Here is a 26,871-nt window from a genome sequence, read left to right on the forward strand (position 1 = left end):
TCATGACCACTCTTTCCGGCAAGACAGCTTTGGTCACCGGTTCTACCAGCGGCATCGGCCTGGGCATCGCGCTGAGCCTGGCGAAAGCTGGCGCCAACCTGATTCTCAATGGCTTCGGCGACGCCTCGCAGGTGATCGCCGAGGTCGCCCGGTTCGGCGGCAAGGTCGGCCACCATCCCGCCGATGTCAGCGATCCGGCGCAGATAGCCGACATGATCGCTTACGCCGAGCGTGAATTTGGCGGCGTCGATATTCTGGTCAATAACGCCGGCATTCAGCACGTGGCTGCGGTGGAGGAGTTTGCAGTGGAGCGCTGGGACTCGATCATTGCGATCAACCTGTCCTCGGTGTTTCACAGCACTCGCTTGAGCCTGCCGGGCATGCGCCAGAAAAACTGGGGACGCATCATCAATATCGCCTCGGTGCATGGCCAGGTCGGTTCCACCGGCAAAGCCGCGTATGTCGCCGCCAAGCATGGTGTTATCGGTCTGACCAAGGTAGTCGGGCTGGAAACCGCGACCAGCAATGTCACTTGCAATGCGATCTGTCCGGGCTGGGTGTTGACGCCGCTGGTGCAGAAGCAGATCGATGATCGCGCGGCCAAAGGCGTCGATCCGCAGCAGGCGCAGCATGATCTGCTTGCCGAGAAACAGCCGTCGCTGGAGTTCGTCACGCCGCAGCATCTGGGTGAGCTGGTGCTGTTCTTGTGCAGCGAAGCCGGCAGCCAGGTGCGCGGCGCGGCGTGGAATATTGATGGTGGCTGGTTGGCGCAATAAAGCCGCCCGCGCCTGCGCAGCTATGTGTAATCAAACAAGAAGAGGCAACTGATGTCCGACATCCTCTGGCAACCCGACGCCCAGCGTATCGCTCGTTCGCGTATGGACGCTTTGCGGCGCGAGATCAATCAGCGGCATTCGCTTGAGCTCGATGGCTACCCTGCCCTGTACCAATGGAGCATCGGGCAACGCGCCGATTTCTGGCAAACGGTTGTCGATTTCTTCGATATCCGTTTTCACACTCAGCCCGATGCCGTTTTGCGCGAAGGCGCAGCGATGCCCAGCGCCGAGTGGTTCCCCGGGGCGACACTGAATTTCGCCGAACACCTGCTGCGCCGTCGCGACGATGCCGTTGCAGTGGTCGCCGTCGCGGAGAGCGGCCAGCGTGAGCAACTGACATGGGCCGAGCTGGCCGAACACGTCGCCGGTTTTCAGGCCAGCCTGCGGGCGGCGGGCGTTGCTCAAGGCGATCGCGTAGCAGCTTGCATGCCCAACACCTGGCAAACCCTGGTGGCGATGCTGGCAACCACCAGCCTTGGCGCAATCTGGTCGTGCTCGTCACCCGACTTCGGCACCCACGGCGTGATCGATCGCTTCGGCCAGATCGAACCGAAACTGCTGCTAACCTGCGCCGGTTATCAATACGCCGGAAAAACCCTTGACCAGACTGCCAAGCTCAATGAAATCCTCGCGCAGCTGCCGACACTGCAGCAGTTGGTCATCGTCCCGTACGCCCGAGCGCAGGCGCGCACCGAGGATTACCCAACCCAGGCGGAAGTCACCTTGTGGGAGGACTTTTATCAGCCCGGCGGCGAACCGGATTTCATCCCGGTGCCGTTCAATCATCCGCTTTACGTGCTGTACTCCAGCGGCACCACCGGCGTGCCGAAATGCATTGTGCACAGCACCGGCGGCGTGCTCCTGCAACACGTCAAGGAGCACGGTTTGCATTGCGATCTCGGGCCTGGTGATCGCTTGTTCTACTACACGACCTGCGGCTGGATGATGTGGAACTGGCTGGTCTCGGCATTGGCAGTCGGCAGCGCTGTGGTGCTCTACGACGGCTCGCCGTTTCACCCGGCCCCTCAGCGTTTGCTCGACCTGATCGACGACGAGCGCATCAGCGTGTTCGGCACCAGCCCGAAGTTCCTCGCCACGCTTGAAAGCAGTGGCGTCAGACCCCGCGAAAGTCATCATCTGGCAAGCCTGAGAACCTTGCTCTGCACCGGCTCGGCGCTATCGCCGCACAGTTACGATTTCGTTTATCGCGACTTCAAAACCGACGTGTGCCTGGCTTCGATGTCCGGTGGCACCGACATCGTTTCCTGCTTCGTCAACGGCAATCCGCTGTCACCGGTACGCCGTGGGGAGATCATGGGTAAAAGCCTGGGCATGGCCGTCGAGGTGTGGAACGACGCCGGCCAGCCGGTCGTCAGCGAGAAAGGCGAACTGGTCTGCACCCGGCATTTCCCGGCGATGCCGATCGGTTTGTGGAATGACTCCGACGGCGCAAAACTGCGTCAGTCCTATTTCAGTCTCTTTCCCGGCGTGTGGGCGCAAGGTGATTACGCTGAACAGTTGCCCCATGGCGCGATGATGATTCACGGCCGCTCGGATGCGGTGCTGAATCCGGGTGGTGTGCGCATCGGCACAGCGGAAATCTATCGCCAGGTCGAGAAAATCACTGAGGTACTGGACAGCGTCGCCATCGGTCAGCAATGGCAGGATGATGTGCGGGTTGTGTTGTTCGTGCGTCTGCGCGACGGCGTCGAACTGGATGAAGGGCTTGAACAGCGAATCCGCGACGTGATCCGCGCCAATACCACGCCCAGGCACGTCCCGGCGCGGATTGTGGCGGTGACGGACATACCGCGCACTATCAGCGGCAAGGTCGTCGAGCTGGCGGTACGCAATGTGGTGCATGGCGAAAAGGTGAAGAACACCGATGCCTTGGCCAATCCGCAAGCACTGGAACAGTTTCGCGACCGCGTCGAATTGCGCAGTTGAGCGGAATCAATCCATCAACCCCCACTCACCCGAGTCAGGGTTCCCTGGCGCGCCGTCGGCCTGCAGCTTCAATCGCAGCCGCAGATTATTCACCGAGTCGGCGTGCTTGAGGGCCTCCTCCTCACTGATGGAGCCTTCTATCACCAGCGCGTGTAACGCAGCGTCAAAGGTTTGCATGCCCGACTCGGCAGATTTTTCCATGATGCCTTTGAGCTCGCCCAATTGGTGGCTGCGGATCAAGTCGCTGACGGTTGGTGTGCCGAGCATTACTTCCACCGCTGCGCGGCGCTGACCGTCGCGCGTGCGGACCAAGCGCTGGGACACGCAGGCTTTGAGGTGATTGCCCAAGGCTTGCAGCAGTTGTGGCCTGCGCTCTTCGGTAAACATGTTGATGATCCGGTCCAGCGCTTGATTGGCATTGGTCGCATGCAACGTCGACAACACCAGATGCCCGGTTTCGGCAAACGCGAGCGCATGTTCCATCGTTTCGCGGTCACGGATTTCGCCGATCAACACAACATCCGGTGCCTGGCGCAGGGTGTTCTTCAGCGCCGCATGGAAGCTGCGTGTATCAACGCCGACTTCACGCTGGTTAATGATCGAGCGCTTGTGCCGATGTATATATTCGATTGGGTCCTCGATCGTCACAATGTGCCCGGCACTGTGGCGGTTGCGATGATCGATCAATGCCGCCAACGAGGTCGATTTGCCCGAACTGGTCGCGCCGACGAACAGGATCAGGCCGCGTTTGAGCATCACCGTTTCCAGCAATACCGGCGGCAGCTTCAGGTCTTCGAATCGCGGGATGTCGAGTTTTACGTTACGAATCACGATCGAGACGTCGTTGCGCTGCTGAAAAATGTTTACGCGGAATCGCCCGACGCCCGTTCGGGAGATTGCCAGGTTCATTTCCAGATCCCGGTCGAACTCCCGCCGTTGCTCGGCGTCCATCAGGGAGGCGGCGATGGCCGCAGTTTCGCCGGGTTTGAACGGCTGGTCGCTCAATGCCCTCAGCACACCGTCAATGCGCGCGCTCGGCGCTGCGCCGGTGGAGAGGAATAGATCAGAACCGTTTTTTTGCGACAATATTGACAACAGTGCATCGATTTCCATGGCTGAAAGCACCCGCGAAGCATTGAAACAGCAGATTTGGCCTACGCTTTGCGCGGCTCCTGCAACAATGATAGACCCCGTCTCACAGAACCACGCTCAGGATTGAAACATGAATGCTGTACCCACCACCGATGACGCTCAGGCCCTGATTGCCCGCACCGACTGGAGCCGCAGCCCGCTGGGCGCCGCCGGCACCTGGCCGCAAAGCCTGCGCACGGCCGTGGATATCGTGCTTCATTCGCCGATGCCGATGTTGTTGTTATGGGGTCCTGAGCTGACGCAGATCTACAACAATGGTTTCGCCCTGCTCGCCGGCAGCAAGCATCCCGAGGCGTTCGGGCAGCCGACGCATGAGGTCTGGCCGGAAGTGCGGGATTTTTCCGAACCGATTTATCAGGCGGTACTGCAAGGCCAGGTGCGCAGCTTCAGCGAGCAGCGTTTCAGCGTGCAACGCGACGGTAAAAAAACCGATTTCTGGCTGGATCTGACCTACAGCCCGATTCGTGATGAAACCGCACAGGTGGCGGGAATTCTGATCACCGCCATCGAAACCAACGAACGCCGCCGCATCGCCCTTGAATTGCAGCGCCGCTCCGAGGAAAGCCTCAAGGCCCAGCGTCAGTCCGAAGAGCGCCTGCAACTGGCCCTCGCCGCCACCGACGCGGTCGGCACCTGGGATTGGGACATTGGTGAAGATCGCTTCATCGCCGATGCGCACTTCGCCGAATTGCATGGCGTCGATCCGGCCGGGGCCGGACAGTTGCCGATCAGCGAATATCTGCACGGGGTGCACCCGGAAGACCGCGCCATGGTCGCGCGTGGCATCAAACATTGCATTACTCATGGCACCGAGTACGCCGAGGAATACCGCTTGTTGCAGGCCGATGGCACGTTGCGCTGGGTGTTCGCACGCGGGCGCTGCTACAAGGACCATCATGGTCGGCCGATGCGGTTTCTCGGCGCGGCGCTGGATCTGACCGAACGCAAACACACGGAACAGGCGCTGCGTCAGAGCCAGACCGAATTGCAATTGATCATCAACGCCATGCCGATCCTGATCAGCTACGTCGACGCAGAAGAACGTTTTCGCCTCAACAACGCGGCCTATCTCGATTGGTACGGCCTGACACCGCAGGAGTTGTATGGGCGCACAATCCGCGAAGTCATCGGCGAAGAGGCGTATTTCCTGCGTGCGCCTTATATCGCTGAAGCGCTGGCCGGGCGCTCGTGTTCCTTCAGTTTCTACACCCCCCACCGCGACGGCAGCACCCGTCATGCCCTGATGAACTATCTGCCACGTCACGGCGCAGACGGTGCGGTCAACGGTTTCTACATCTTTGTGATTGACGAAACCGAGCGCAAGAAAACCGAAGAAGCCCTGCGCAATCTCAACGAAACGCTTGAAGAGCGGGTCAGCGCGCGCACTGAGCAACTGGCCCAGGCCAACCAGCGTTTGCAGAACGAGATGTTCGAGCGCGAGCGCGCCGAGGATGCCTTGCGCCACGCGCAGAAGATGGAAGCCGTCGGCCAGCTCACCGGGGGCATTGCCCACGACTTCAACAACATGCTCACCGGCATCATCGGCAGTCTGGATTTGATGCAGCGCTACATCGCCAACGGTCGCGCCGATGAGATCGGCCGATTCACCGAGGCGGCGGTGTCCTCGGCCAATCGCGCGGCGGCGCTGACGCATCGCTTGCTGGCGTTCTCACGGCGCCAATCGCTGGACCGCAAACAACTGAACGTCAACGAACTGGTGCATTCGCTGGAAGACCTCGTCCGCCGCACCAAGGGCGATGCCATCGATCTGCAACTGCGCCTGCCCGAAGAGGTTTGGCCAGTCAGCACCGACGTGAGTCAGCTGGAAAACGCGCTGCTCAATCTGGTGATCAACGCCCGCGATGCGATGCCGGAAGGCGGCACGTTGCTGATCCAGACTGCCAACGTGTATCTCGACAGCAGTGACATCACCATTCTCGAGCCGGTGAAGGCCGGGGAATACGTGATGCTCGCGGTCAGCGATAACGGCACCGGCATGACGCCGTCAATTCGCTCCAAGGCGTTTGACCCGTTTTTCACTACCAAGCCGATCGGCCAGGGCACCGGGCTCGGGCTGTCGATGATTTACGGTTTCGCCCAGCAGTCGGGCGGGCATGTCAGCCTCGACAGCGTGCCGGGGCAAGGCACTTGTGTGCGCCTGTACTTGCCGCGCTTGCTTGAACTGGATGCCGAGGCGGTGTCGGTGAAGAATGCCGAACCGATCGCGGCGTCATCGACTGGTGAAACCGCGCTGGTCGTCGAGGATGATCCGGCGGTGCGCATGCTGGTGCTCGATCTGCTCAAGGAGCTGGGCTACAAAACCGTCGAAGCGCAAAACGCTCAGACCGCGCTGCCGTTGCTCGAGTCTGCGCGGCGCGTCGATCTGCTGGTCACCGATGTCGGGCTGCCCGGCATGAACGGTCGCCAGTTGGCGGAGATTGCCCGGCAGCATCGTCCGGAGCTGAAGGTGCTGTTCATGACCGGTTACGCGCAAATTGCTGCCGAACGTCAGGGTTTCCTTGAAGAAGGTATGGACATGGTCGCCAAGCCATTTGTCCTCGAAGTGCTGGCGAGCAAGATTCGCAAGTTGATCAACCCGACCCCGTGACTTGAGGCATAATCGCGCGCCCCGCCGTCGCCCCGTTATCAGGTATTGCACGATGAAAGCCCAAGCCCGCCACATTCTGGTGAAAACCGCCGAAGAGGCCGAACAACTCAAGCAGCGCATCGCCAAGGGCGAGGCGTTCGATGTGCTGGCGAAGAAGTTTTCGACCTGTCCGTCGGGCAAGCGCGGCGGCGATCTGGGCGAAGTGCGGCCGGGGCAGATGGTCGGCGCGATTGATGCGGTGATTTTCAAGAAACCGCTGCGCACCGTGCATGGGCCGATCAAGAGCAAGTTTGGTTATCACCTGGTGCAGGTGTTTTACCGCGATTGATCACTGCAGCTGTGTAGGAGCTGACGAGTGCAAGGGATTGGATTTCAGATTTTGGGGATCAGTGCTCCGGGCACCTGAATCACCCGACTGGCCAATTCATGTCCCGCCTGCGCCGCCTCTGCCGGGCTGCCGCCGAGCAGGCGCCTGGCCAGATACGCCGCACTGAACGAATCCCCTGCCGCCGTGGTGTCGACGACCTTTTCAACCTTCAGCGCCGGGACTTCAAACGCCTCCCCCGCACAACGAATCAGACACGCCTCGGCGCCACGCTTGAGCACCACTTCCGGCGTGCCGAACTGCGCATAAGCGGCGAACACTTCTTCGCCATCGGCAAAACCGAACAGCGCCTGTTCGTCATCTACGGTGAGTAACGCCAGATCGACGTAAGGCAAAACGCTGCGATACGCCGCCCGCGCCTCTTCCACCGAAGCCCACAGGCGTGGGCGGTAGTTATTGTCGAAAACGATACGCGCATTGCGCTGCCGGGCTTCGCTCAACGTCTTGACCAGGCGAGCGCGCCCCTGCATGCCGAGCACGGCGAGGGTGATGCCGCTGAAATACAGCACATCGTAGTCGGGCAAGGCCGCAAGGACTGGTTCAGCCGCAGGTGTCGTGAAGCAATCGCGCACCGCCGCTTCGTTGCGCCAATACAGGAAACGCCGCTCGCCGCTGGCGTCGGTCTGGATGCAGTACAAACCGGGCAGTCGACCGGGCAAACGCTGCACCAGTTCGAGGCCGATACCTTCGCTGCGCCAGATCTGGCACATGGCGTCGCTGAAACTGTCATCACCCAGCGCTGTTACGTAATCGACTTGCGCCTTGTCACCCATCGCGCGGGACAGGTACACCGCCGTATTGAGCGTATCGCCACCGAAGCTTTGCTGCAGACTGCCGTCGGCGCGTTGCTGCAGTTCGATCATGCATTCGCCGATGAGGGCGACATGTGGAATGTTCGGGCCCTGGGGGCTGAGGGTGTTCATTTTGTGCTGTCTCTGGTTGATCGATGGTGTCTGGACTGGCGTCTTCGCGAGCTTGCTCGCGAATGGCCGCAACGCGGTCTCAAGCCTTAGAAGCAAGTCTCCAGGGTCTCGATGACCGCCAACTGCTCATCTACCAGCAACCCCACCCGCCATTTATCGAACGTCAGGCACGGGTGCGAGGTACCAAAGGAAATGATGTCGCCGACCCGCAGCTCAATGCCCGGTGCCACCGTCATGAACGCATGTTGATCCATCACCGCCGTGACCTTGCATGCACCGACATCCTCACCCGCCGCCGGCACCACGCCGGCCTTGTAGCGCAACAACGGCACGGGCAAACCGGCATCGAATGCAACGTCGCGCTTGCCCAGCGCGATCACCGCGAAACCCGGTTCCGGCAGCGACTGCACATGAGCCCAGACTTCCAGCGCCGGGCGCAGGCCTTCGTGCAGGTCGCTGCGACGGTCGAGCACGCAGCACTGCGCCTCTTTGTAGATGCCATGGTCGTGCGCCACGTAGCTGCCCGGGCGCAACACACTGAGGAAGCGGCCAGCGGCGTTCTGCGTTTCGAAGGATTCGGCGATCAGGTCGTACCAGGCAGAACCGGATGCGGTAATGATCGGTTTGGCAATTGCGAAAGCGCCGCTGTCCTGCAACTGCACCGCCAGGCGCACCAGCGATGCGGCGAACTCGCGGATGCCGCTGACCGCGTGATCGCCGTGGATCACGCCTTCGTAACCTTCGATGCCGGTCAGTGCCAGCGCCGGTTGCGCGTCGATGGCCCTGGCCAGTTCGATGACTTCCTGCTCGCTGCGGCAACCACAGCGCCCGCCGACCACACCGTACTCGATCATCACGTTGAGTTTGACCCCACGCGAGGCGAAGTAAGCCCCGAGGTCGGCGACGTTGTCCGGATGATCGACCATGCAATAAAAATCGAACGACGGATCGGCCAGCAGATCGGCAATCAGCGCCATGTTCGGCGTGCCGACCAACTGATTCGCCATCAACACCCGTCGCACGCCATGAGCATAAGCGGCGCGGGTCTGAGTGGCGCTGGCGAGGGTAATGCCCCAGGCGCCGGCGTCGAGCTGTCGCTTGAACAACGCCGGGGTCATGCTGGTTTTGCCGTGGGGCGCCAGTTCCGCGCCGCTGTCACTGACAAATGTCTGCATCCAGCGAATGTTGTGCTCCAGCGCTTCGCGGTGCAGCACCAGCGCCGGCAGGCTGACGTCGCGGGTCAGCTGTGCGCCGATGGTGGCGTCGCCCTTTTCCACGGCAGAGTTGATGGCAGTCGTCATGGTCCAATCCTCACAGTCGCGGCCGCAGGCAGCCGCGGTTATTCGTTGATACGCCGGGCGAGGCTGTTGGCGCTCTCGATCAAAACCCGGCGATAGTCGTTGTAATTGTTTTTCGCATCGGCCCGTGGGGCGACGATGCACAAGGTACAAATGGCCACGCCTTGCGGGTCTTTGACGGGCGCGGCGAAACAATGGGTGAAGGTGTCGGCGACGCTGTCGAAGGAGAAGAACCCATCGATGCCGGCCTGACGAATCTCTGCCAGAAAGCGTTCCAGCGGCAGGCGTTCGCCGTCGGGCAGGATGTAGTCGTCCTCATCGATCAGGTCGATGATCTGCTGATCGCTCAGATGCGCCAGCAGCAGGCGCCCGGAGGCCGTCCACGGGATCGGCGCGTTCTCGCCGATGTCGGAGGAAATACGGAAATGCCGCTCGCCCTCTTTCATCAGCGCCACCGTGTATTTGCGCCCGTTGAGCAGGCACATCTGCGCGGTTTCGCGGGTCTGGCTGACGATTTCCTGCAGAGCGTGGTCGGCCTCGCGGCTGAGGTCGAAATGACGCAGATGCGCCTGGCCTAAAAAATACAGCTGCCGGCCCAGATAGACGTGACCGTCCTTGCCCACCGGCTCCAGAATCCGTCGTTCGAGCAGGGACGCGACCAGTTCGTAGACCGTGGATTTCGGACCGCCGATGCCGCTGGCGATGTCATTGGGGCGCAGCGGCTGGCCGATTTCCTTGAGAAAATCGAGGATATCGAACGCCCGGTCCAGACCGCGTGCCCGGCGTTTGATGGTGTCTTCGGTCATGTCATTACTCACTCGATATTCCCTGTAGGAGCTGCCGCAGGCCGCGATCTTTTGATCTTGCCTTTTTGGCGCATCCAAAAATGCCAAAAGATCGCAGCCTTCGGCAGCGCCTACAAGAGCCGCGTTGCCTCAGGCCTTCTTCTTGTAGGCAATGCAGTCGATCTCAACCTTGCAATCGACCATCATGCTCGCCTGCACACACGCCCGGGCCGGGGCGTGTTCGGGTTTGAAATACTCGGCGAAGACCTTGTTGAAACTGCTGAAATCCCGTGGATCGTCCAGCCACACACCGGCCCTTACCACATCCTCCAGGCCATAACCGGCCTCTTCGAGAATCGCGATCAGGTTCTTCATGGTCTGGTGGGTCTGCTCAACGATGCCGCCGACAATGATCTCGCCATCCACCGCCGGTACCTGACCGGACACATGCAGCCAGCCATCCGCTTCAACAGCGCGGGCGAAGGGACGAGGCTGGCCGCCGGCGGCGGTGCTGCCAGTGCCGTAACGCGTAATGCTCATGGGTGTTTCTCCTGATTGCAAAAGTGCAGATTCAAAACCGCGTGTTCTTGAGAAATTCAGCCAGACGCGGCGATTGCGGGCGTTCGAACAGTTCCTTGGGAGGCCCCTGCTCTTCGATGCGCCCTTGATTCATGAAGACGATCTTGTCCGAGACCTCGAAGGCAAAACGCATCTCGTGGGTCACCAGCAACATGGTCATGCCGTCCTCGGCCAGCCCCTTGATAACGTTAAGCACCTCGCCGACGAGTTCCGGGTCGAGGGCAGAGGTGACCTCATCGAAGAGCATCAGGCTCGGGTTCATCGCGATGGCCCGGGCGATTGCTACGCGCTGTTGCTGGCCGCCGGACAACTGACCGGGAAAGTGATTGCGCCGCTCCAGCAGGCCGACGCGCTCGAGCCATTTTTCGGCGAGCACCACGGCTTCGTCCTTGGGCATCTTCTTAACCTTGAGCAGGCCCAGCGTGACGTTCTGCAACGCGCTCAAGTGCGGGAACAGATTGAATTGCTGGAACGCCATGCCGGTCATCGCGCGATGACGGGCAATGACTTTTTCCGGATGGCGAACCCGTTTGCCGTTGATCTCGTCGTAGCCGATGGATTCGCCGTCGAGCAGGATCTGCCCGCCCTGGAATTCTTCCAGCATGTTCACGCAACGCAGCAACGTGGTCTTGCCCGAGCCGCTGGAGCCAATCAGCGTGACGACGTTGCCGCGCTGCATGCTCAGGTCGACACCTTTGAGCACTTCCACTGCGCCGTACTGTTTGTGCAGGCCGCGAATGTCCAGCAGCGCCTGATCCGGTGAAGCAACTTGAACTTGAGTCATGGCAGGGCCACCCGCTTTTCAATGTGCCGGCCGAGTAATTCGATGCCGTAGTTGATGACGAAGAACAGAAAACCGGCGAACAGATAGAACTCCAGGGTCATGAAGTTTCGGGCGATGATCTGTTGCGTGCTGAGCAGCAATTCGGCGACGCCGATCACCGAGAGCAAGGTCGAAGCCTTGACGATTTCGGTGGACGAGTTGACCCAGGTCGGCAGGATCTGCCGCAGCGCCTGAGGCAACAGTACGTAGCCGAGGGATTGGTAGAACGTCAGGCCAATGGCTTTGCCCGCCTCCATTTGGCCGCGCGGCAAGGCTTGCAACGCGCCGCGTACGATTTCGGCAACGTGCGAGCCGCAGAACAGGGTTAGCCCTAGAGCGCCGGCCTCAAACGCGCTGATCTGCCAACCGAGCGCCGGCGCCATGTAGAAGCAGGCCAGCACCAGCACGAATACTGGCGTGCCGCGAATCAGATCGACGTAAACCCGGAACGGCGCGCGCATCCAGAATCTGCCGTAAGTCAGGATCAGCCCGGTGACCACACCAAGCAGCGTGCCCAGCACAATGGCCAGCGCCGAAACTTGCACGCTGGTCAGAAAGCCCTGCCACAACGGCTCGCGGGCGAGCCACAATTCATGCAACCAACTGGGAGATTGGTACATTGCAGCCTCCTATCGGCGGATCGCCAGGCGCTGCTCGAGGTAACGCAGCAGCATGGCAATGAAGTAACAGGCCGCGACATACAACGCCGTGGTCACCAGCCAGGTTTCGATCACCCGGTAGCTTTCGACGTTGATCTTGCGCGCGTAATAGGTCAGCTCCGGCACCGCAATCGCAGCGGCGAGCGAAGTGTCCTTGAACAGCGAAATGAAATTGTTCGACAGCGCCGGCAAGACATTACGCAGCATCACCGGCACGGTGACGTAAGCCTTGACCTGCCATTCGCCGAGGCCGATCGCCAGCCCCGCTTCGCGCTGGCCTTTGGGAATGCTCAGCAAGCCGCCGCGAAAAACCTCGGTCAGGTATGCGCCGGCATACAGCGACAGCGTGATGATGAACGACGGGATCTTGTCCAGACGTATCCCAAGGCTCGGCAAGGCAAAGTAGATCAACAGAATCAACACCAGGATCGGCGTGTTGCGCACCACCGTGACGTACACCGAGGCCAGCACCCGCAAGGCGCGATGCTTCGACAGCAAGGCAAACGCCATCAGCAGGCCGATCACGCAGCCGATGGCGATCGACACCAGCGCCAGCTGCAAGCCTAAACCGAGCCCCGCCAGCAAGGTGTCGAAATCGCGCCACACGGCAGCAAAGTTCAACTGATAGTTCATGGTCAGCAGTACCTTGAGCGGGGCGACTGAAATCGCCCCACTCTCACGGGATCATTTGAATTCGACGGGGAAACCGATGGCAGGCGACGGCAGATCAACACCGAACCACTGTTTGAACGACGCGGCGTAAGTCGGAAATTCAACTCCGGTCATGGCTTCGTGCAGCGCGGTGTTGACGAAGTTCAGCCAGTCCTGATCGCCACGTTTGACCGCGCAGGCGTAGGTCTGCGGGCTCCACGCGTAAGCCGGGCTGCGGTAGCGGCCAGGGTTCTGCACCATCAGGTATTTAACCGAGGACTGGTCGGTGGCGGCGGCATCGGCGCGCCCGGAATTCACCGCCTGATACATCAGGTCGACGCTGTCGTACTGGTCGACCTTGGCCTTGGGCAATGCCTGATGCACCAGCTCTTCGGCGTACACGTTCTGCAGCACCGCGACGGTGACGTCATCGCCCGCCGCTTGCAGGTCTTCGATTTCCTTGTACTTGCTGTTGTTCGGCAACAGCAGGCCGACGCCTTCGCGGTAGTACGGCAAAGTGAACGCAACTTGCTGCGCACGGCTGGCGGTGACGGTGATGAACTGGCAGCTCATGTCGACCTTGTCGGTCAGCAGGTTGGGAATCCGCGCATCGGACGACTGCACCACGAACTCGACTTTGCCTGGATCGTTGAACAGCCCCTTGGCCACCATCCTGGCGATGTCGATATCAAAACCCTGCAACTTGCCGTCCGCGCCCTGAAAGTGCCACGGCGCATTGGTGCTGCCGGTGCCGACAATCAACTTGCCACGGGCCAGGACACTGTCGAGCTTGCTGTCAGCCGCCTGGGCCAGGCCCATGACCGAAGAAGACGCTGCAAGAACAAAAACACACGCTTTGATTAACGAAGGACGGCGATGCATGGCAAGCACTCCTGAGAGGTGTTTATTCCGCTATACCGGAACTCGGTTTGTTACTACGGAATGAACAGCAGAAAGTGTGCCACAGCCTGTCAAAGGAATCTGCAGCGCAATGAAATGTTTTTGAAATCAGGTGGATGCGATGAATGTAATGCCGCTGTTACCCGGCACGCCCTCAACGCGCGCTACCTTTGGCTACACGAGGCGGGTATTCGCGCCACATGCAATGGCGCGGCGCACCAAAAACAACCAAGTGCCACGGTCGACTGTGACCGTGGCAATCAAGACAATCTGAACAACTGTCAGGAAGGGATCGCAGGTGCCTGCCAAATTGCATTCGCGAGCAAGCTCGCTCCCATCTGACTGCGTTCAGACATGAGAGCGAGCTTGCTCGCGAAGAGGCCGGCAGCCTTTACAGAACTCGGTATTACGCGGCAGCACGCTCCAGCAAAACCCGTGTCACCCGCCGCTCTTCAACCGCCCTGACGGTCAGCTGCCAGCCCTCGTATTGCAGTTGATCGCCGGTGATCGGCAACCGATCAAGCAGGCTCATTACCAACCCGGCCATGGTTTGATAGTCCTCGGTCGGTTCGGCACCGAAGCCGGTGCGCTGGCGTACGCGAGCCAACGGCAGCGCACCGCTGACGAGGAAACCATTGTGCTCTTCGACCACATCCGGACCTTCGATTTCGCTGGCATCGGGTAACTCGCCGGCGATGGATTCGAGGATGTCGGTCATGGTCAGCACGCCGACAAAGTCACCGAACTCATTGACGACGAAGGCGATGTGCGTCGACGCCGCGCGCATTTGTTCCAACGCATTGAGGATCGAATAGCTGTCGAGCAGATTGATGGTCTTGCGTGCCAGATGCTCAAGGTTCGGCTCGTTGCCGGCCAGGTATTCCTTGAGCAACTCCTTCTTGTGCACGAAGCCCAACGGCTCATCCACCGCACCATCGCGAATCAACGGCAAGCGCGAGTAGGACGAATGCATCAACTTCGTACGAATGGTTTCTGCATCATCGGCAAGGTCAATCAGGTCAACGTCGGCGCGCACCGTCATCAGGTGGCGAATCGCACGCTCCGCCAATTGCAGCACGCCGCTGATCATCACCCGCTCACGGCGGTCGAACAGTTCGGCGACCGGCGCCTCACCGTTATCGAGCAAATCGGAAATCTCTTCGCCAACTTCCTCCACGGCCAGTTTGCGCCCACCGAGCAAACGCATCACCGCATGGGCAGTGCGCTCGCGCAAGGGCCGCAAGCCCTGCATCGAACGCTTGCGGCGTGCACGGGCGATCTGGTTGAACACTTCGATCAGGATCGAGAACCCGATGGCCGCGTACAGATAACCTTTCGGGATGTGGAAACCCAGACCTTCTGCAGTCAGGGCAAAACCGATCATCATCAGGAAGCCCAGACACAGCATGATCACGGTCGGGTGCGCGTTGACAAAACGCGTCAGCGGTTTGCTGGCGACAATCATCAGGCCGATGGAGATGATCACGGCGATCATCATCACTGCCAATTCATCGACCATGCCTACGGCGGTGATCACCGCATCGAGGGAAAACACTGCGTCGAGTACCACGATCTGCGCCACGATCGGCCAGAACAGCGCATAGGCACTGTTGGTCGAGCGCTCGCCGACGTGGCCTTCGAGCCGTTCGTGCAATTCCATGGTGGCCTTGAACAACAGGAACACACCACCGAACAGCATGATCAGATCACGTCCGGAGAAGCTCTTGTCGAACACCTCGAACAATGGCTGCGTCAGCGTGACCAGCCAGGAGATACTCGCCAACAGGCCCAGTCGCATGATCAGCGCCAGCGACAGACCGATGATCCGCGCGCGATCACGCTGATGCGGCGGCAGTTTGTCGGCAAGAATTGCAATAAACACCAGGTTGTCGATACCCAGCACCAGCTCCAGCACGATCAGAGTCAACAGGCCTAACCAGGCCGTGGGATCCGCTAACCATTCCATAAAACGTCTCGATCTCTATTCTGTGAATTCAGGCTGCCGGACACGGCGAAGTGCAACGCGAAGGCTCAAGGGCCGCGTTATCAACGATAGTCGGAAGTCGAAAGACGGGGTGCTGCGAATGGATCAAGATCGCGTGAAGGCGCGTTGGGGAGTGTTGACTGGGAGGCTCCAAGAGGGTGTTCATGTAAATCCTGAATGAAAAATGGCCTTGGAGCGTACAGGTTCAACCGGCCTGCTCCACAGCAGCAAATCATTTCAAAATCTGTATCAACAGCAGGAATCTAATGTTCAGCTCAAACCCAGCGCATCGATATGCTGATACTGCGCTTGCAGCGCGGTCGCCAGTTCCTTTGCTCGGCCCAGTCGTATCGGCCCGCGCTCGATGTCGATCAGCAATCCCGGGCAGGTGAGCACCGGCAGTCCGGACAGTTCTTTCAAGCGACCATCGGTCACGATCAGACAGCGCTGCTGTTCAGCGGGAAAACGCTTGCGCCGCACGGACAACCACTGCTGCGCCTGCGCCAGCGCCGCGAGCAACGGCGTCCCGCCACCGGCGCCCAGCTTGTCGAGCCAGACACGCAGGCCGCTTGAGGCTTTCAAGCCTTGCACCTGCCACTTCGGCGCGGCGCCACTGGCCGTCAGCAAGGCCAGCCGCGCCCGTTGGCGGTAAGCATCGTCGAACAGTTGTGCGAGCACGCCTTTGGCATCGCTCAGGGCCTGATGGCGACGGGTCGAAGCCGAAGCGTCGACGATGACCAGCCAGATTTCATGGGGCGAACGAGTGCGTTGATGAAACAGCAGATCAGCGCGCCGCTGAGGGTGGCCATTGAGCAGCGTGCCCGGCCAGTTCACCGCGCCGCTGCTGGCCGCCTGCCGTTGCCCTTGACGGCCGTTATCGAGTTGTCCGGCGCGGGGTCTGGCATTCGCCCCCGCGTCGGATCGGGGGCGAATGCCTAGGGCTTTTTTGCCAGCGGCGGCCAGCTCGGCACTTCGCGGCGAGCGCCGGTCACTTGCGCTGTCGCCGGCATTTCGCCCCACTGGCCCTGCCCTGCGTCGCAATTGCTTTCTGCGCCCGCCGGCGACGGCGCAGGCGGCTCAGCGCCGGATGAAGATTGTTCGCGACGACGATGGCGCAGGGCGAATTCGGCCACCGCGTCGATGTCCTGCTGGGCAATTGCATCCGCCCCGCGCCACGCGGCATGGGCGCGAGCCGCGCGCAACCAGACCAGATCGGCGCGCAAGCCATCAACGCCAGCAGCGAAACAGCGCTCGGTAATCAACGCCAATGCTGCATCATCCAGCGGGATGTCAGCCAAGCGCTCACGTGCGTTTTCACAACGCAAACGCAAGATGTGCTGCTCGCCTTCCCATTGCGCGCAGAACGCTCGCGGATCGCTATCGAAATCCAGCCGCCGACGGATGATCTGCCCGCGCTCGGTGGGCGCGGTTTGACCGCTGAGCGCGACGTTCAAACCGAAACGGTCAAGCAGTTGCGGCCGCAGTTCCCCCTCTTCGGGGTTCATGGTGCCGATCAGGACGAATTTCGCCGAATGCCGATGGGAAATGCCATCGCGCTCGATCAGGTTGGTGCCGCTGGCGGCGACATCAAGCAGCAGGTCCACCAGATGATCCGGCAGCAGATTGACCTCATCGACGTACAGCACGCCACCGTCAGCCTTGGCCAAAACTCCGGGGGAGAATTGTGCGCGACCGCTGCTCAGGGCTGCGTCGAGATCGAGGGTGCCGACCAGCCGCTCTTCAGTAGCGCCCAACGGCAAAGTGACGAATGGACCGCTGGCGAGCAGATCCGCCAGGCCCCGGGCCAGCGTCGACTTGGCCATGCCACGCGGACCTTCGATCAGCACGCCGCCGATTTTCGGGTCGATGGCGGTCAGGCACAGGGCGAGTTTCAAATCGTCGGCGCCGACCACGGCAGAGAGCGGGAAATGCGGGGTGTCGGTCATTGTGGGTACTCGGTCATGGTCAGTGAATTGCTTCAACTGCGGGCTCGGCCCTACAGGGAATCGCGGTGTGTCAGGTGTCTTCTTCAATGTCCAGCAGGAGGTTTTCAAGCGCCTCTTTATAGGCCCCCGGCTCCTGCCACATCCCCCGCTGCTGCGCCTCGAGCATGCGCTCGGTCATGTCGCGCAGCGCATGCGGATTATGTTCACGTACAAAATCCCGCGTCGCCGGGTCGAGCAAATACGCATCCGCCAGCAAGGCATATTGATGGTCGTCGATCAATTGCGTAGTCGCGTCGAAGGCGAACAGATTATCAACCGTCGCCGCCAGTTCGAACGCACCTTTATAGCCGTGGCGTTTGACTCCGTCGATCCACTTCGGATTCACCGCTCGCGAGCGCACGACGCGGTTCAGTTCTTCCTTCAAGGTACGGATCTTCGGCAGATCCGGCTGGCTGTGATCGCCGTGATAACTGGCCGCCGCCTCGCCGCGCAGGCTTTCCACTGCCGCGAGCATACCGCCCTGAAACTGGTAGTAATCATTGGAATCGAGCAAGTCATGCTCGCGGTTGTCCTGGTTGTGCAGCACCGCTTGCACCTGGCTAAGGCGCTGACTGAATTGCTCGCGGGCGGCGGTGCCATCGTCTGCACCGCCATAAGCGTAGGCGCCCCAATTCAGGTAGACCTCGGCGAGGTCTTCGCGGGTCTGCCACAGGCGCCCATCGATCGCGCCTTGCACCCCGGCGCCGTATGCACCCGGTTTTGCGCCGAAGATCCGCCATCCGGCCTGACGCCGCGCAGTGTCTTCGTCGGCGCCCGCTTGTAACAGCGCCTCGCGTTCGGCACGCACTTTGGCGGCGAGTGGATTCAAGTCATCCGGTTCGTCCAGCGCGGCCACCGCTTGCACGGCGGCGTCGAACAGGCGGATGAGATTGGCAAACGCATCACGGAAAAAACCCGAGACCCGCAGCGTCACGTCGACCCTTGGGCGATCGAGCAGACTCAGCGGCAGAATTTCGAAATCATCCACGCGCTGACTGCCCGTGGCCCAGACCGGGCGCACCCCCATCAGCGCCATGGCCTGGGCGATGTCATCGCCGCCTGTGCGCATGGTTGCGGTGCCCCAGACCGACAAGCCCAATTGACGCAAGTGATCGCCATGATCCTGCAGGTGCCGCTCGAGAATCAGCGTGGCGGACTGGAAACCGATGCGCCACGCCGTGGTGGTGGGCAGGTTGCGCACATCTACAGAATAGAAGTTTCGCCCGGTCGGCAGCACGTCGAGGCGGCCACGGCTGGGCGCGCCGCTGGGGCCGGCGGGGACGAAACGACCGCGCAACGCATCGAGCAGCCCGCGCATTTCGGCCGCGCCGCAAGCGTCCAGGCGTGGGGCGACGACTTCGCGCAGATGCTCGAGTATCGAATCAACCTCAGCCCACCCCGGCCCTTGTGGGAGCGGGCTTGCTCGCGAAAGCGGTGTGTCAGGCAAAGGGTCGTCGACTGAAACTCCGCCTTCGCGAGCAAGCCCGCTCCCACAGGGGAAATCCAGTGTTTGGGAGATCAGGTCGGTGGCAAACAATTCGAGGCGTTCGCGGGTGTCGCCAGCGGTGCGCCAGACTTCATCGCTGACGGACTGCAACTCGCCGGGACACGGGCCGCTCCACGGATCGGCCAACGCGCAATCCAGCGGATCAAAGCCCAGTTCAAACGCCTTGGCCAACGCCCGCAACAGACTCGACTGTGCGCCCTTGCCATCACCGCGCGGAATCCGTAGCAACGCCAGTAACGTGTCAATGCGCAAGCGCCCGCTCGGCGATTCACCAAAAATGTGCAGACCATCGCGAATCTGCGATTCCTTCAGATCGCACAGATAAGTATCCAGACGCGGCAACCAGATCGCCGCATCGGCGTCACTGTCCAGCGCAGCGTCCAATTGCAGTTCGCGGTCGATCTGCGTGTCCCGGACCAATTGCAGGATGTCGCGCTGAAGCTCACGCGCGCGGCGCGGATCAAGCAGTTGCGCCTCGTAATATTCATCGGCGAGCACCTCCAGATTGCGCAGCGGCCCATAGGTTTCTGCGCGCGTCAGTGGTGGCATCAGGTGGTCGATGATCACCGCCTGCGTGCGCCGTTTGGCCTGGGCGCCCTCGCCCGGATCGTTGACGATAAACGGATAGATATTCGGCAGCGGCCCGAGCAGTGCGTCCGGCCAGCAATTGTCCGAGAGGCCGACACCTTTGCCCGGTAGCCATTCGAGGTTGCCGTGCTTGCCGACGTGGATCACGCCATGCGCGCCGTAGGTGTTGCGCAACCAGAAATAGAAGGCCAGATAACCGTGCGGCGGAACCAGATCCGGGTCGTGATAGACCGCGCTCGGATCGACCTGATAACCCCGGGCCGGCTGGATGCCGACAAAGGTCAGACCGAAACGCAGACCGGCGATCATCAGGCGACCGTCGCGGCACATCGGATCATTGTGTGGCGATCCCCAACGCTCGAGCACCGCAGCGCGATTGGCCTGCGGCAACGCGTTGAACATTGCCAGGTAATCGTCCATCGCCAGGCTCTGCTGACAGGGGCGCAGATCGAGGCTGTCGAGGTCGTTGCTGACGCCGCCGAGCAATTGCTGAATCAGCTCGGTGCCGCTGTCGGGCAACTCGGCCGTGACCGGATAACCCTCGCCGCGCAATGCCCGCAGAATGTTTAGCGCTGCCGCCGGCGTATCGAGACCGACACCGTTACCGATGCGACCGTCGCGGGTCGGGTAGTTGGCGAGGATCAGCGCAATGCGCTTTTCGCCATCGGGCACGCGCGCCAGATCAATCCAGCGCCGCGCCAGTTCGGCGACGAAATCCATGCGCTCGGGCTGGGCGCGGTAGCAAACCACGTCGGACTGACTGCGCTCGCTGCGCCAGGCCAGATCCTTGAAGCTGATCGGCCGGCTGATGATGCGCCCGTCGAGTTCCGGCAAGGCAATATGCATCGCCAGGTCGCGCGGCCCGAGGCCCTGCTCGCTGGCGCGCCAGCCGGGCTCGTTGTCTTGGGCGCAGATCGCTTGAATCACCGGGATATTGCGGCGAAACGGGCGCAGATGCGGTGCTTCCGGGCTCGATTGGGCGAACCCGGTGGTGTTTAGAATCACCCCCGCTTCGACTTCATCCAGCCAATCCTCGACCACCGCCAGGCAGGCTGGCTCTTTAAGACTGGCCACCGCGATCGGCAGCGGATTGAGCCCGGCCGCCTGCAAACGCTGACAGAACACATCGATGAACGCGGTGTTCGCGGCCTGCAAATGCGAGCGATAAAACAACAGCGCCGCCACAGGTTGATCGGGCAGCCATTCGGCTTGCCAGTCACTCAGGGCGGCGGTGTTTTTCCGTGGGTGATAAATGGCCGTGCGCGGCAGGGTCTGCGGCTCGCTCCACGGGTAATCGCGGGCGAACCATTGGTTGCCCAGGCAACGGAAGAAATCCAGCGCATTGCCCATGCCACCCTGACGCAGGAACTGCCAGAGTCGATCGCGTGACTGAGCGCTGACCGTGCTCAAGTCGCTGAGCTCCGGGTCCGGACGGTCATCGCCCGGTACCAGAATCAGTTGCACGCCGCGTTCGGACAGTTCGATCAGCCGCTCGACGCCGTAGCGCCAATAGGCGATGCCGCCGTGCAGCGAGATGAGAATGACCTTGGCGTGTCGCAGCACTTCGTCCACGTACAAATCGACCGACGCATGATTCTGCACCTGCATCGGGTTGGCCAGACGCAAGCTCGGATAATCATCCGGCAGCTGCTGCGCCGCCTCGGCAAGCAGCGCCAGGCTGGAATCGCCGCTGCACAGGATCACCAGCTCGGCGGGGGTTTGTCCGAGGTCGGCAATGTTGTCATCCGAGACGAATCCGCCGGGCTGAGTCCTGAGCAGGTGCATGGCTTAAACGCTGAGCGCGGCGCGCAATTGCGCTTCGAGTTGCACGGCATCCAGTGCCTGACCAATCAGCACCAGACGCGTGACGCGCGCTTCTTCAGCGCCCCACTGACGGTCGAAATGCTTGTCGAAACGCGTGCCTACACCCTGAATCAACAAGCGCATCGGTTTGTTCGGGATGGCGGCGAAACCTTTGACACGGAGAATGCCGTGCTGCACCACCAATTGCGTCAGTGCGTCGAGCAGCAGGCTTTCGTCGGCTTGCGGCAGTTCGATGGAGATCGAGTCGAAGGCGTCGTGATCGTGGTCGTCATGATCGTCATCACCGTCATGATGGTGATCATGGTGGCTGTGGCGGCTATCGATGTGTTCTTCGGAGCCAGCGCCGAGGCCAATCAAGACGTCGAGCGGCAAACGACCGTTGCTGGCTTCGATGATTTTTACCGCTGGCGGCAGCTCTTCGGCGACCTCAGCGCGTACGCGAGCCAAGTCTTGCGGGCTGGTCTGGTCGGCCTTGTTGAGGATCACCAGATCGGCGCTCGCCAGTTGATCGGCGAACAGCTCGTGCAGCGGCGATTCATGGTCGAGGTTCGGATCGAGCTTGCGCTGGGCATCGACCTGATCCGGGAACGCGGCGAACGTGCCGGCGGCGACGGCCGGGCTGTCGACCACAGTGATCACCGCATCGACGGTGCAGGCGCTGCGAATTTCCGGCCACTGGAACGCTTGCACCAATGGCTTGGGCAGGGCCAGGCCCGAGGTTTCGATGAGAATGTGATCGAGGTCACCGCGACGGGCTACCAGTTCGCGCATCACCGGGAAGAATTCTTCCTGCACCGTGCAGCACAGGCAGCCGTTGGCCAATTCGTATACGCGGCCGCTGGCCTCTTCTTCGGTGCAGCCGATGGTGCATTGCTTGAGGATTTCACCGTCGATGCCCAACTCGCCGAACTCGTTGACGATCACCGCGATGCGCCGGCCCTGAGCGTTGTCGAGCATGTGCCGTAGCAGCGTGGTTTTGCCCGAACCGAGAAAACCGGTGACGATGGTGACGGGGAGTTTGGCCAGTGTTTTCATCGGTATGCCCTTTGGCAAGCGGCGGGCATACGGGACGAGAACCGGCAGCGCGTGTGCACGCCGGAAGCATTCGCCACCGGATCACCCCGCCCGGTTGTAGTGAGAATCTGTGACGAGGCAGGTCTCCTGGCTGACGGTGTCCAGGCGCTGGGCCTGGCATTCGCTGCGCCTTCCCGCTGGCTCATTGGCTGAGCTGGCAGTGGCGTGGCAACGAACCTCACCGTTCACAGTTGCGGGGGCAGCCGCGGCTTTGACCGCGTTCCCTTCTTAGCTTCGGCGAGTGCCGAAGAACCTCGAAAGCGCAAGGCTACGCATGGGTCCGTCGTGGGTCAATGGTCGGTGAGTCTGAAACTGGGGGTATATCCGTTGCTACGGGTGCAGCGGCGTGCGGTTTCGCTCCAGCGACTCCCTTTTCCAGATGTACGACTGCGTCGTACGGTAGCTGTGATCACACACCCGGAGCGATCCCATAACGAAGCCTGCCGAAGGGGCAAAAGATCAAAAGCAAAAGCCAGATCAAAAGATCGCAGCCTTCGGCAGCTCCTACAGTCGGATCGCGTGCTGCAAGACCAGGTCGGCTGTCAGGCCGCCTTCGCGAGCGGGCTCGCTCCCACAAAAAGCAAAAAGCAAGGCAGCGCAGCTGCCCGCGGCGAAGCCGCCCCACTCAACAATGAGCGCAAGCTCGAGTGCTCTTGATCTTGATCCACCGGCGACGTCGGAAGGCTGAGCGGAGGGATTGATCCGGGCGTGGGAGCGCAGCGACCGTACGACGCAGTCGTACACAGCGAGTGTAGGTGCAGCGAAGCAAACCGGAGCCGCTGCGCCCGGATCAGTCCCGCAGCGAAGGAACCCGAGCCTGCGAGGGCCGAACGTAGGAGCAAGCCTTTTTGGGTACTTTTTCGGCGTTTGGGAAAAGTGCCTCGCCGTAAGGGCGAAACCGTAATCAGCAACACCCGCAGCAACGGATATACACACAAAAACATCAGAAAATGCCCCCACCGCAGCACCGAAAACTCCCCGGAAATTGACTAAAAACCCAAACCCATGTTCTCCTGCACACCTTGTTACGGGTGCCCTTCACAGGGTGAAACGGGAAACCGGTGAATCATGTGCTTTACTCAAAGCCATGTCAGTCCGGTGCTGCCCCCGCAACGGTAAGCGAGCGAAGCGTCAAATCCACTGTGCCCTGGCATGGGAAGGTGACGCTTGCAGGTCGGTGACAAACCAACCCCTCGTGAGCCCGGAGACCGGCCCGCAACACCCAGCGCGCGCAAGCGCCGCTGACCACCAACAAACCCGCGGTGGGCGGGCGCTGTTCGAAATCCCTGCGTGCCCGACTCGCAGGGATTTTCCTGCGCTCTATTCACCCGCTGACATTTCAGAGGGAAGCGCTATGTCGATCATCAGCAATACCGTCAGCCACACTGACCACATCTCCAGCACCACCACTCTCGGCCAACGCGTGGCCGCCGCCCTCTTCGCCTCGATCCTCGGCGCCAGTCTGGTCTGGTTCGCCGGTTTCTCGCACATCGAAGCAGTGCACAACGCTGCCCACGATACCCGCCACAGCGCTGCGTTCCCTTGCCACTGAGACCTGCCGACATGATCAAGCGTATCGCGCAAACGGCGGGGTTCACCGGCTTGCTGGCCGCCCTGCTGCTGACGTTGCTGCAGAGTTTCTGGGTATCACCACTGATTCTGCAGGCCGAAACCTTCGAGAAATCCGAACCGGTCGTGCAAGTTCACGAACACGCCGCTGGCACTGCCGCCCACAGCCACGATGGCGAAGCCTGGGAGCCCGAAGACGGCTGGCAGCGCGTGGTCTCGACCACCGGTGGCAATCTGGTGGTGGCAGTGGGTTTCGCCTTGATGCTCGCTGGCCTTTACACCCTGCGCGCGCCGACCCGGACTTCGCAAGGTCTGCTCTGGGGGCTGGCCGGTTACGCCACGTTCGTTCTCGCGCCAACGCTGGGGCTGCCGCCAGAATTGCCGGGCACGGCAGCCGCCGATCTGGCATCGCGACAAATATGGTGGATTGGCACTGCTGCTTCGACCGCTGTCGGTCTGGCACTGATCGCCTTCAGCCGTCACTGGCTGATGAAGATTCTCGGAGTGGCGATTCTTGCAGTGCCGCATGTGATCGGCGCGCCGCAGCCACAGGTGCATTCCATGCTCGCGCCGGAGGCATTGGAAACCCAGTTCAAAATCGCTTCTCAGTTGACTAACGTAGCGTTCTGGCTGGCCTTGGGCCTGATCAGTGCCTGGTTGTTCCGCCGCAAAAGCGCAGGGCACTATCAGGCATGATCAATGACCGCGCAGCGCCGACGCTGGTTGTTGGCTTGGGCTGCCAGCGCGGCTGCCCGGCCAGTACGCTGCGCGCGTTACTCGATCAAGCCCTGCAGGCGCATCGCATCGAACTGCGAGCCGTCAAGGCGTTAGCCACTATCGATCTGAAGCGTGACGAACCGGGTCTGCTGGAACTGGCCACACAGTTGAACCTGCCCTTGCGGTTTTTCAGCAGTGCCGAACTGGCCGGTTACCAACAGCGTCTCAGCCATCAATCACAGATCGCCTTTGAGCGCACCGGCTGCTACGGCGTGGCGGAAAGCGCCGCGCTGGCAATGGCCGAGCAACTGATCCAGGCGCCGGCGAGACTGTTCATTGCGCGGCAGAAATATGCGCAGGCCACGCTGGCATTGGCTGGCGCTGCATAAAATCCCGATAATCGTCGACATCGATCATGAGCACACTTCATCTGTAGTGCAGCTGCGCCTCTTTACTAGGATTTAACGATGACCGTCTACTTTATCGGCGCTGGGCCCGGCGATCCGGAACTGATCACCGTCAAAGGCCAGCGCCTGATCCGCGCCTGCCCGGTGATTATCTACGCTGGCTCGCTGGTGCCGTCGGCAGTGCTGGAAGGTCACCGGGCCGATAGCGTGGTCAACAGTGCCGAGCTGCACCTGGAACAGATCATCGATCTGATCAAGAGTGCCCATGCCAAAGGCCAGGACGTCGCGCGCGTGCATTCCGGAGATCCGAGTCTGTACGGAGCGATCGGTGAGCAGATTCGCTATCTGCGCGAGCTCGGCATTCCCTTCGAGATCATTCCAGGCGTGACTGCCACAGCGGCATGCGCAGCGCTGCTCGGCGCCGAGTTGACCCTGCCGGACATTTCACAAAGCGTGATTCTGACCCGTTACGCCGACAAGACTGCCATGCCGGCCGGCGAGGAACTGGCCAGTCTGGCGCAACATGGCGCGACCATGGCCATTCATTTGGGCGTCAATCATCTGCAGAAGATACTGGTTCAATTGCTGCCCCATTACGGCGCGGATTGCCCGATTGCCGTTATTCACCGGGCGACATGGCCAGATCAGGACTGGGTGGTCGGCACGCTGGAGGACATTGCCGGGAAAGTCGAGGCCAAAGGGTTTCGGCGTACGGCGCTGATTCTGGTCGGGCGGGTGCTGGGCAGTGAGGTGTTCAGCGAGTCATCGTTGTATCGCGCCGGGCATGCGCACCTTTATCGCCCCTAGAAGCACCTTTGCGAGCAGTTCCGCCGACAGGGTCGGCGAACATTGTCCATAAAAAAACGGCGCTCACGGGGCGCCGTTTTTCATGCTCGCAGCGAACGCCTTAATAGTAGGCGTTTTCTTTCTGCGTATGGTCGGTCACATCGCGAACGCCCTTGAGCTCCGGGATGCGCTCGAGCAGGGTGCGCTCGATGCCTTCCTTCAAGGTCACGTCTGCCTGGCCGCAGCCCTGGCAACCGCCACCGAACTGCAATACGGCAATGCCGTCCTCGACCACATCGATCAGGCTGACCTGACCGCCGTGGCTGGCCAGCCCCGGGTTGATCTCGGTTTGCAGGTAATAATTGATGCGCTCATTGACCGGGCTGTCGGCATTGACCATTGGCACCTTGGCGTTCGGCGCCTTGATGGTCAACTGGCCGCCCATACGGTCGGTGGCGTAGTCGACGACGGCGTCATCGAGAAACGCTTCGCTGAACGAATCGATATAAGCAGTGAAGCTTTTCAGCCCCAGCGCAGTATCTTCAGGTTTTTCTTCGCCCGGCTTGCAGTAGGCAATGCAGGTTTCGGCGTACTGGGTGCCAGGCTGGGTGATGAAGACACGGATGCCGATGCCGGGGGTGTTCTGCTTGGAAAGCAGGTCGGCCAGGTAATCATGGGCGGCGTCGGTAATGGTAATAGCGGTCATAAAAACTCCTCGCAGGCTTGGGCGCAGTTTACGCCAATCGGAGCGCGGGACAAAGTCCCAGTATTTTTGTCGGAAAAAGCCGCACGTGTGCCCTCGCCTGCTCGCTGACGGTGGCGACGATTGAGCGCTTGATCAACGGGTGGCTGTTAACAAATGGAAACCCAAGCACATTCGCCCC

At 61.1% G+C, this 26,871-nt stretch carries 23 protein-coding genes and 2 riboswitches; of the genes, 8 read left to right on the forward strand and 15 right to left on the reverse strand.

Going from position 1 to position 26,871, the window contains the following annotated elements:
• Window positions 1-2: 2 nt before the first annotated feature.
• Together hbdH and ACIGDJ_RS02040 are read left to right on the forward strand one after the other, a co-directional pair.
• The gene (gene hbdH / locus ACIGDJ_RS02035) at window positions 3-776 is read left to right on the forward strand and encodes a 3-hydroxybutyrate dehydrogenase (RefSeq protein ID WP_101159428.1); all 774 of its coding nucleotides are present in this window, start codon (window positions 3-5) and stop codon (window positions 774-776) included.
• A 51-nt stretch (window positions 777-827) separates the two neighbouring features.
• The gene (locus ACIGDJ_RS02040; protein ID WP_397478217.1) at window positions 828-2,783 is read left to right on the forward strand and encodes an acetoacetate--CoA ligase; all 1,956 of its coding nucleotides are present in this window, start codon (window positions 828-830) and stop codon (window positions 2,781-2,783) included.
• A 6-nt stretch (window positions 2,784-2,789) separates the two neighbouring features.
• Here ACIGDJ_RS02040 and ACIGDJ_RS02045 read toward each other — a convergent pair whose 3' ends face one another.
• Complete coding sequence (locus ACIGDJ_RS02045) at window positions 2,790-3,896, reverse strand: PilT/PilU family type 4a pilus ATPase (protein WP_397478218.1); 1,107 nt, start codon at window positions 3,894-3,896, stop codon at window positions 2,790-2,792.
• A 109-nt stretch (window positions 3,897-4,005) separates the two neighbouring features.
• Between ACIGDJ_RS02045 and ACIGDJ_RS02050 the strand changes: the two genes are divergently transcribed.
• Together ACIGDJ_RS02050 and ACIGDJ_RS02055 are read left to right on the forward strand one after the other, a co-directional pair.
• Window positions 4,006-6,543: a PAS domain-containing protein gene (locus ACIGDJ_RS02050; protein ID WP_101159425.1), complete on the forward strand. Its 2,538-nt coding sequence runs from the start codon at window positions 4,006-4,008 to the stop codon at window positions 6,541-6,543.
• A gap of 52 nt (window positions 6,544-6,595) precedes the next feature.
• Window positions 6,596-6,871, forward strand: coding sequence for a peptidylprolyl isomerase (locus ACIGDJ_RS02055; RefSeq protein ID WP_007912322.1), 276 nt, complete (start codon window positions 6,596-6,598; stop codon window positions 6,869-6,871).
• A gap of 44 nt (window positions 6,872-6,915) precedes the next feature.
• Here ACIGDJ_RS02055 and ACIGDJ_RS02060 read toward each other — a convergent pair whose 3' ends face one another.
• The 13 genes from ACIGDJ_RS02060 to cobW all read right to left on the reverse strand — a co-directional run bounded on the left by ACIGDJ_RS02060 (window position 6,916) and on the right by cobW (window position 22,469).
• Complete coding sequence (locus ACIGDJ_RS02060) at window positions 6,916-7,851, reverse strand: sugar kinase (RefSeq protein WP_397478219.1); 936 nt, start codon at window positions 7,849-7,851, stop codon at window positions 6,916-6,918.
• Between the two features lie 86 nt (window positions 7,852-7,937).
• Entirely contained in the window at window positions 7,938-9,152 is a 1,215-nt protein-coding gene (locus ACIGDJ_RS02065; protein WP_101159423.1) for an amino acid deaminase, read from the reverse strand.
• A 38-nt stretch (window positions 9,153-9,190) separates the two neighbouring features.
• Complete coding sequence (locus ACIGDJ_RS02070) at window positions 9,191-9,955, reverse strand: IclR family transcriptional regulator (protein ID WP_101159422.1); 765 nt, start codon at window positions 9,953-9,955, stop codon at window positions 9,191-9,193.
• Window positions 9,956-10,084: 129 nt separating this feature from the next.
• Window positions 10,085-10,474, reverse strand: a complete 390-nt coding sequence (locus ACIGDJ_RS02075) for a RidA family protein (protein ID WP_016774497.1) — start codon at window positions 10,472-10,474, stop codon at window positions 10,085-10,087.
• A 31-nt stretch (window positions 10,475-10,505) separates the two neighbouring features.
• Window positions 10,506-11,297 (reverse strand): amino acid ABC transporter ATP-binding protein, encoded by a 792-nt coding sequence (locus ACIGDJ_RS02080; RefSeq protein ID WP_397478220.1) that lies wholly within the window; start codon window positions 11,295-11,297, stop codon window positions 10,506-10,508.
• The gene (locus tag ACIGDJ_RS02085) at window positions 11,294-11,956 is read right to left on the reverse strand and encodes an amino acid ABC transporter permease (RefSeq protein WP_101159420.1); all 663 of its coding nucleotides are present in this window, start codon (window positions 11,954-11,956) and stop codon (window positions 11,294-11,296) included. The genes ACIGDJ_RS02080 and ACIGDJ_RS02085 overlap by 4 nt, the downstream gene beginning before the upstream one ends.
• A 9-nt stretch (window positions 11,957-11,965) precedes the next feature.
• Window positions 11,966-12,628 carry an amino acid ABC transporter permease gene (locus ACIGDJ_RS02090; protein ID WP_101159419.1) on the reverse strand — a complete coding sequence of 221 codons (663 nt, stop codon included), beginning with the start codon at window positions 12,626-12,628 and terminating at the stop codon, window positions 11,966-11,968.
• A gap of 51 nt (window positions 12,629-12,679) precedes the next feature.
• Entirely contained in the window at window positions 12,680-13,528 is an 849-nt protein-coding gene (locus tag ACIGDJ_RS02095) for a transporter substrate-binding domain-containing protein (protein WP_101159418.1), read from the reverse strand.
• Between the two features lie 424 nt (window positions 13,529-13,952).
• Window positions 13,953-15,512, reverse strand: coding sequence for a transporter associated domain-containing protein (locus ACIGDJ_RS02100; RefSeq protein ID WP_397478221.1), 1,560 nt, complete (start codon window positions 15,510-15,512; stop codon window positions 13,953-13,955).
• A gap of 288 nt (window positions 15,513-15,800) precedes the next feature.
• Window positions 15,801-16,550: a VWA domain-containing protein gene (locus ACIGDJ_RS02105; protein WP_101159606.1), complete on the reverse strand. Its 750-nt coding sequence runs from the start codon at window positions 16,548-16,550 to the stop codon at window positions 15,801-15,803.
• Window positions 16,466-17,476, reverse strand: a complete 1,011-nt coding sequence (locus ACIGDJ_RS02110; protein WP_397478222.1) for an ATP-binding protein — start codon at window positions 17,474-17,476, stop codon at window positions 16,466-16,468. The genes ACIGDJ_RS02105 and ACIGDJ_RS02110 overlap by 85 nt, the downstream gene beginning before the upstream one ends.
• Window positions 17,477-17,546: 70 nt before the next feature.
• Window positions 17,547-21,395 carry a cobaltochelatase subunit CobN gene (gene cobN, locus ACIGDJ_RS02115; protein WP_397478223.1) on the reverse strand — a complete coding sequence of 1,283 codons (3,849 nt, stop codon included), beginning with the start codon at window positions 21,393-21,395 and terminating at the stop codon, window positions 17,547-17,549.
• 3 nt (window positions 21,396-21,398) lie between these two features.
• A complete protein-coding gene (gene cobW, locus ACIGDJ_RS02120; protein ID WP_101159414.1) occupies window positions 21,399-22,469 on the reverse strand; it encodes a cobalamin biosynthesis protein CobW in 1,071 nt (356 codons plus the stop codon).
• Window positions 22,470-22,567: 98 nt separating this feature from the next.
• Window positions 22,568-22,780: riboswitch (cobalamin riboswitch) on the reverse strand.
• A 740-nt stretch (window positions 22,781-23,520) separates the two neighbouring features.
• A riboswitch (cobalamin riboswitch) is annotated at window positions 23,521-23,740 on the forward strand.
• A gap of 122 nt (window positions 23,741-23,862) precedes the next feature.
• Here cobW and ACIGDJ_RS02125 point away from each other — a divergent pair.
• The 4 genes from ACIGDJ_RS02125 (at window position 23,863) to cobM (ending at window position 26,008) form a co-directional block, all read left to right on the forward strand.
• Window positions 23,863-24,060 carry a CbtB domain-containing protein gene (locus ACIGDJ_RS02125; protein ID WP_101159413.1) on the forward strand — a complete coding sequence of 66 codons (198 nt, stop codon included), beginning with the start codon at window positions 23,863-23,865 and terminating at the stop codon, window positions 24,058-24,060.
• 11 nt (window positions 24,061-24,071) lie between these two features.
• On the forward strand, window positions 24,072-24,773 hold the full coding sequence (locus ACIGDJ_RS02130) for a CbtA family protein (protein ID WP_101159412.1): 702 nt from the start codon (window positions 24,072-24,074) through the stop codon (window positions 24,771-24,773).
• Entirely contained in the window at window positions 24,770-25,183 is a 414-nt protein-coding gene (locus ACIGDJ_RS02135; RefSeq protein ID WP_101159411.1) for a cobalamin biosynthesis protein, read from the forward strand. Before ACIGDJ_RS02130 ends, ACIGDJ_RS02135 begins: the two co-directional genes overlap by 4 nt.
• Window positions 25,184-25,261: 78 nt before the next feature.
• The gene (gene cobM, locus ACIGDJ_RS02140; protein WP_101159410.1) at window positions 25,262-26,008 is read left to right on the forward strand and encodes a precorrin-4 C(11)-methyltransferase; all 747 of its coding nucleotides are present in this window, start codon (window positions 25,262-25,264) and stop codon (window positions 26,006-26,008) included.
• Between the two features lie 100 nt (window positions 26,009-26,108).
• Here cobM and nfuA read toward each other — a convergent pair whose 3' ends face one another.
• On the reverse strand, window positions 26,109-26,693 hold the full coding sequence (nfuA, locus tag ACIGDJ_RS02145; protein WP_003225494.1) for a Fe-S biogenesis protein NfuA: 585 nt from the start codon (window positions 26,691-26,693) through the stop codon (window positions 26,109-26,111).
• Window positions 26,694-26,871: the final 178 nt, after the last annotated feature.

The sequence above is a fragment of the Pseudomonas sp. NPDC079367 genome, assembly GCF_044542195.1.
Classification (GTDB): domain Bacteria; phylum Pseudomonadota; class Gammaproteobacteria; order Pseudomonadales; family Pseudomonadaceae; genus Aquipseudomonas.

Excerpts from the sequence above, each read along its gene's own strand:
- ACIGDJ_RS02070 (WP_101159422.1), bottom strand. The coding sequence starts at position 9,955 with ATGACCGAAGACACCATCAAACGCCGGGCACGCGGTCTGGACCGGGCG.
- cobN (WP_397478223.1), bottom strand. The coding sequence starts at position 21,395 with ATGCACCTGCTCAGGACTCAGCCCGGCGGATTCGTCTCGGATGACAAC.
- ACIGDJ_RS02040 (WP_397478217.1), top strand. The coding sequence starts at position 828 with ATGTCCGACATCCTCTGGCAACCCGACGCCCAGCGTATCGCTCGTTCG.
- ACIGDJ_RS02075 (WP_016774497.1), bottom strand. The coding sequence starts at position 10,474 with ATGAGCATTACGCGTTACGGCACTGGCAGCACCGCCGCCGGCGGCCAG.
- ACIGDJ_RS02125 (WP_101159413.1), top strand. The coding sequence starts at position 23,863 with ATGTCGATCATCAGCAATACCGTCAGCCACACTGACCACATCTCCAGC.
- ACIGDJ_RS02065 (WP_101159423.1), bottom strand. The coding sequence starts at position 9,152 with ATGACGACTGCCATCAACTCTGCCGTGGAAAAGGGCGACGCCACCATC.
- cobM (WP_101159410.1), top strand. The coding sequence starts at position 25,262 with ATGACCGTCTACTTTATCGGCGCTGGGCCCGGCGATCCGGAACTGATC.
- ACIGDJ_RS02050 (WP_101159425.1), top strand. The coding sequence starts at position 4,006 with ATGAATGCTGTACCCACCACCGATGACGCTCAGGCCCTGATTGCCCGC.
- ACIGDJ_RS02080 (WP_397478220.1), bottom strand. The coding sequence starts at position 11,297 with ATGACTCAAGTTCAAGTTGCTTCACCGGATCAGGCGCTGCTGGACATT.
- ACIGDJ_RS02060 (WP_397478219.1), bottom strand. The coding sequence starts at position 7,851 with ATGAACACCCTCAGCCCCCAGGGCCCGAACATTCCACATGTCGCCCTC.
- ACIGDJ_RS02100 (WP_397478221.1), bottom strand. The coding sequence starts at position 15,512 with ATGGAATGGTTAGCGGATCCCACGGCCTGGTTAGGCCTGTTGACTCTG.
- ACIGDJ_RS02110 (WP_397478222.1), bottom strand. The coding sequence starts at position 17,476 with ATGACCGACACCCCGCATTTCCCGCTCTCTGCCGTGGTCGGCGCCGAC.
- ACIGDJ_RS02055 (WP_007912322.1), top strand. The coding sequence starts at position 6,596 with ATGAAAGCCCAAGCCCGCCACATTCTGGTGAAAACCGCCGAAGAGGCC.
- ACIGDJ_RS02090 (WP_101159419.1), bottom strand. The coding sequence starts at position 12,628 with ATGAACTATCAGTTGAACTTTGCTGCCGTGTGGCGCGATTTCGACACC.
- cobW (WP_101159414.1), bottom strand. The coding sequence starts at position 22,469 with ATGAAAACACTGGCCAAACTCCCCGTCACCATCGTCACCGGTTTTCTC.
- nfuA (WP_003225494.1), bottom strand. The coding sequence starts at position 26,693 with ATGACCGCTATTACCATTACCGACGCCGCCCATGATTACCTGGCCGAC.
- ACIGDJ_RS02085 (WP_101159420.1), bottom strand. The coding sequence starts at position 11,956 with ATGTACCAATCTCCCAGTTGGTTGCATGAATTGTGGCTCGCCCGCGAG.
- ACIGDJ_RS02045 (WP_397478218.1), bottom strand. The coding sequence starts at position 3,896 with ATGGAAATCGATGCACTGTTGTCAATATTGTCGCAAAAAAACGGTTCT.
- ACIGDJ_RS02095 (WP_101159418.1), bottom strand. The coding sequence starts at position 13,528 with ATGCATCGCCGTCCTTCGTTAATCAAAGCGTGTGTTTTTGTTCTTGCA.
- hbdH (WP_101159428.1), top strand. The coding sequence starts at position 3 with ATGACCACTCTTTCCGGCAAGACAGCTTTGGTCACCGGTTCTACCAGC.
- ACIGDJ_RS02135 (WP_101159411.1), top strand. The coding sequence starts at position 24,770 with ATGATCAATGACCGCGCAGCGCCGACGCTGGTTGTTGGCTTGGGCTGC.
- ACIGDJ_RS02130 (WP_101159412.1), top strand. The coding sequence starts at position 24,072 with ATGATCAAGCGTATCGCGCAAACGGCGGGGTTCACCGGCTTGCTGGCC.